Here is a 4,270-nt window from a genome sequence, read left to right as displayed (position 1 = left end):
ATCACCGCTAACTCTCGACGCCTTAGTCTCGTGGGCGCGGAGATGTGAATAATACACAGCTGCACCGCCGACGCGCTCGCCGACGCCGGGATCGACGAGGCCGCGTACTTCGTCCTCACCGACGTCGACGAGGCGACCGGGATCCCGATCGCCAAGGAGCTGCGCCCGGCCGTCCTCGCCGTGACGTACGCCGACCGGTCGCTGCCGGAGTTCGTCGCGGGCGTCGCCGATCTCGCGATCGATCCGGCCCTGATGGACGCCGCGACCGTCGCCGAGGAACTGGTCGACGGCGCCGCCGACCGCGCGGCGTAGTCGGCCCGCTCTCCCGTCGGCTGGCCCGTCGGTTTGGTCCGACCAGGGGCGGTATCTCAGTTTCCGGTTCGCGAGCAGTAGCGTTATCTCGGCGTGTCACGTACCGTGACGTGTTATGTCACAGCACGAAATCGAGGATGAGCTGTACGTCGACCGGTACACGCTCGGGCTGGTCGGCCCGGACCAGGAGTGGGCCGGCACCGTCGCCGACGGCGGAACGGTGACGACGTACACGCCGCCGGGGTGTTGGGGGCCGATGATCACCCCCTCGTTCCGGGGCGGTCACGAGGTCACTCGTCCGATCCGCGTCGAGGGCGCCGAGGTCGGCGACGCCGTCGCGATCCGCATCCGCGACGTGGAGGTGACGAGCACGGCGACGAGCACGGGGTCGATGGCCGAGCGCGAGGAGGCGTTCCGAGACGACCCGTTCGTCGACCACCGCTGTCCGGAGTGCGGGACGACGTGGCCCGATTCGGTCGTCGAGGGCACCGGCGAGGACGCGATCCGGTGCGCCGAGTGCGGCGCCAACGCCTCCTCGTTCGGCTTCGAGTACGGCTACACCGTCGCGTTCGACCACGAGAACGCGGTCGGCGTCACGCTCGATAAGGACGGTGCCCACGCGCTCGCGACCGACGCCGACGAGGTGATGGACATCCCCGAGAACTCCCGGCAACACCCGATCCTCCTGTACGAGCCCGACGGGATGCCCGGCACGCTCGGCCGCCTCCGCCCGTTCGTCGGCAACATCGGGACGACGCCGTCGGTGACGATGCCCGACTCGCACAACGCGGGCGACTTCGGCCAGAGCCTCATCGGCGCCGACCACGACTACGGGGTCGAGACCGAAGCGGACCTCGAAAAGCGCACCGACGGCCACATGGACATCCCCGAGGTCCGCCCGGGCGCCACCCTCATCTGCCCCGTCGACGTCGACGGCGCGGGGATCTACGTCGGCGACCTCCACGCGAACCAGGGGGACGGCGAGCTCTCCTTACACACCACCGACGTGAGCGGCACCGTCACCATGGACGTCGAGGTGATCAAGGGGCTCGAACTCGACGGCCCCGTGCTGCTTCCGAACGAGGAGGACCTCCCGTTCATCAGCGCGCCGTACACCGACGCGGAGCGCGAGGCCGGCCGCGAGCTCGGCGCCGAGCACGGCGTCGAGACGGAGACGGAGATGGCGCCGATCCAGGTGGTCGGCTCCGGCGCCACCGTCAACGACGCCACGCAGAACGCCTTCGACCGCGCGACGACGCTGCTGGACATGAGCGAGGGCGAGGTCCGGGGGCGCTGCACGTTCACCGGCGGCGTCCAGGTCGGTCGGCTCCCGGGCGTCGTCCAGCTCGACATGCTCGCGCCCCTCGACGTCTTGGAGGAGCGCGGCCTCGACGGGCCGGTCCGCGACCAGTACGACCTGTAGCGCCGTCGGCGGTCGTCCGGCCTCGCCGGCGCCCTCGACTGCCCCGAACGGCGGGGGTGTCATAGAACTATTCGCAAGGGCTTGATTTCACTCGGGATTCGGTGAATCAGCTGTCAGAACGAGTCTGCTTATATCTCATTTTGTGCGCCCATCTAAAAGGCCTCAAAACAGGATAGTGATCGATCCTACTACAGACTGAATGTTCTCATTCTCAGGTTCTACTGTTCATTTCCAACTACCAGACAATGAAGTGACGAAAAAAGTACGACACTCCCTGTAGAGCGAATCCAGCCAACATAAATCCCCAAATGATCAAAATAATCCTATCTTCCCATAATTCTCGCCGGACATTCACGTGATCGTCTATTTCTTTTGACAGTTCCTCAATGGTTATTGTTTGACCATCTTCATTTCCATTTGGCCCGATAATATACAGGTGGTGCCCATTGACATGGTTGTACGTTTTGTACCCGATCTCGCTTATCAACTCTCCCGGTTCATGTTGTAAACCAAATTCAGAGATCGTTTTTTCTTGTGCGAGTATCTTTCTTAGCTGTTGAAACCCCCGGCCTGAGTCGATTTTACCCTCTGTCTCCATTACCTGCTTAAGAGCGTTAATCGCATTATATCCGAATCGAAGAGTATGCCAGTTTCGCTGTATTTTTTCAGAGAGGTTTGTTTGGTTAAATGCGAAAAGCAAAGACGCAAGTGCACTCAAGATTATCCCAAGTAATCCGGCCAGCTCTACCCAACCGGGGTACACGAGTGTCATATAATTAATACAAACGAGGGTTGATTAAAATTCTGTGGAGTATCTTACTGTCGCGTGCGACAGAGGTGTTTCTATGATCTGTACTGAACGATCCACGGACGGTCAATAAGGTGTGTGAACTGTTCTATAACACCCTCCCGAACGGCACCTATATCACACCGCTCTCGGATCCGTCGGACGAGCAATGATGCGCCACGACGTCGCCATCGTCGGCGGCGGCTGCGTCGGGCTGTCGGTCGCCAAACACCTCGCCGAGCGCACCGACCTCGACGTCGCCGTCTTGGAGAAGGAACACCACCTCGCCTCTCACCAGAGCGGCCGGAATTCCGGCGTGCTCCACCCGGGGTTCAATTACCCGCCGGGCTCGAAGAAGGCGCGGTTCGCGGCCGAGGGGACCGCCCGGATGAAGGCGTACTGCGAGGAGCACGGCGTCCCCTGCGAGGAGCTGGGCGTCCTCGTCGTCGCGACGGACGACGAGGAGGCGGCGCGGCTCGACGACCTCGCCGAGCAGGCCGAGGCCAACGGCGTCGCCTACGCGCTGCTCGACTCCCGCGAGGCGATCCGCGAGCACGAGCCCCACGCGGAGGGGCAGGCGGCGTTTCACGCGCCGGAGGCCGCCTCCGTCGACTCGGAGCAGTACGTCTACGCGCTCGCCCGCGAGGCCCGGGAGCTGGGCGTCACGATGTACACGGGTTACGAGGTCTCCCGGATCGAGGAGGCGGCCGAGGGGTATCGGCTCGACACGAGCAACGGCCGGTTCGAGGTCTCGTACCTCGTCAACGCCGCGGGGCTCCACGCCGACACGCTGGCCCACCAGGTCGGCGTCGGCGAGGAGTACCAGGTGGTCCCGTTCCGCGGCGAGTACTACGAGGTGCGCCCCGAGCGCGCCCACCTCTGCGAGACGATGATCTACCCGACGCCGAACCCCGAGCTCCCCTTCCTCGGCGTCCACTACACCCGCCGCACCGACGGCAAGGTGATCGTCGGCCCGAACGCGGTCCTCGCGTTCGGCCGCGAGGCGTACGACAACACGGACGTGAACCCCCGGGAGCTGTGGGAGACGCTCACCTACGGCGGCTTCCGGCGGCTGCTCGCCTCGCCGCTGATGCTCTCGGTGGCGTGGGCGGAGCTGAACAAGTCGTACCGGAAGGAGACGTTCGCGTCGGCGTCGCAGAAGCTGGTCCCCGACGTGCGGGCCGAGGACTTACAAAAGAGCTACGCGGGGATCCGCGCCCAGCTCGTGAGCGCGGACGGCGAGCTGGTGAAAGAGCCGCTGTTCGTCGAGCGCGAGGACGCCGTCCACGTCCTCAACGCCGTCTCCCCCGGACTCACCTCTTCGCTGCCGTTCGGCGAGCACATCGCGGAGCGACTCGCGGCGAAGGTGACGGTTTAAGTCTCGACCGGCCGACGTTGCGACCACCGCTCGCGGGACGACGCCGGCGGAGTCCTCGCTCCGGGCCGGCGCGTCTCGCTCTCAGGACCATGACACCCCACGCGCTTCCCCCGACTCGCGGCGGCCACGTTCCGGCCGCCACCGACGGTCGCACCGCCCCTCGCGAACGCTGCCCAGGTCCGTACCGAGGGACTCGATGAGCCGCGCCCCCGACCGGCGGCCGGTCGAGCGTCGGCTCCACGGCGACGTACCGACCGTCGACGCGGAGGCGGCGGCCGCCGCGATCGACGCGGACGCGACGGTGCTCACGAGCGGATTCGGCAGCGGCGGCAACCCCAGCGCACACCCGCACGCGCGGGCGGAGTCGCCC

At 65.5% G+C, this 4,270-nt stretch carries 3 protein-coding genes and 1 pseudogene; 3 read left to right on the top strand and 1 reads right to left on the bottom strand.

Translation table 11 applies throughout. From position 1 onward, the window contains the following. Positions 1 to 63: 63 nt before the first annotated feature. Together OQF71_RS13975 and OQF71_RS13970 are read left to right on the top strand one after the other, a co-directional pair. Positions 64 to 312, top strand: a pseudogene (locus tag OQF71_RS13975) (CTP synthetase); the annotation flags it as partial. A 115-nt stretch (positions 313 to 427) separates the two neighbouring features. Then, positions 428 to 1,735: an acetamidase/formamidase family protein gene (locus OQF71_RS13970; RefSeq protein ID WP_280588414.1), complete on the top strand. Its 1,308-nt coding sequence runs from the start codon at positions 428 to 430 to the stop codon at positions 1,733 to 1,735. Between the two features lie 235 nt (positions 1,736 to 1,970). Here OQF71_RS13970 and OQF71_RS13965 read toward each other — a convergent pair whose 3' ends face one another. Continuing rightward, positions 1,971 to 2,507: a hypothetical protein gene (locus OQF71_RS13965; protein WP_280588413.1), complete on the bottom strand. Its 537-nt coding sequence runs from the start codon at positions 2,505 to 2,507 to the stop codon at positions 1,971 to 1,973. Between the two features lie 184 nt (positions 2,508 to 2,691). Here OQF71_RS13965 and lhgO point away from each other — a divergent pair, with 184 nt between their 5' ends. Then, complete coding sequence (gene lhgO / locus OQF71_RS13960; RefSeq protein ID WP_280588412.1) at positions 2,692 to 3,900, top strand: L-2-hydroxyglutarate oxidase; 1,209 nt, start codon at positions 2,692 to 2,694, stop codon at positions 3,898 to 3,900. Positions 3,901 to 4,270 lie beyond the last annotated feature (370 nt).

Origin of the sequence: Halorubrum sp. Boch-26 (genome assembly GCF_029889805.1) — an archaeon.
GTDB lineage: Archaea > Halobacteriota > Halobacteria > Halobacteriales > Haloferacaceae > Halorubrum.
Note: the sequence above shows the minus strand (reverse complement) of the source record. Positions and strands in the feature narration are given on the sequence as shown.

What these genes read in the sequence shown, in the direction of transcription:
- OQF71_RS13965 (WP_280588413.1), bottom strand. Translation starts at nt 2,507, where the DNA reads ATGACACTCGTGTACCCCGGTTGGGTAGAGCTGGCCGGATTACTTGGG.
- lhgO (WP_280588412.1), top strand. Translation starts at nt 2,692, where the DNA reads ATGATGCGCCACGACGTCGCCATCGTCGGCGGCGGCTGCGTCGGGCTG.
- OQF71_RS13970 (WP_280588414.1), top strand. Translation starts at nt 428, where the DNA reads ATGTCACAGCACGAAATCGAGGATGAGCTGTACGTCGACCGGTACACG.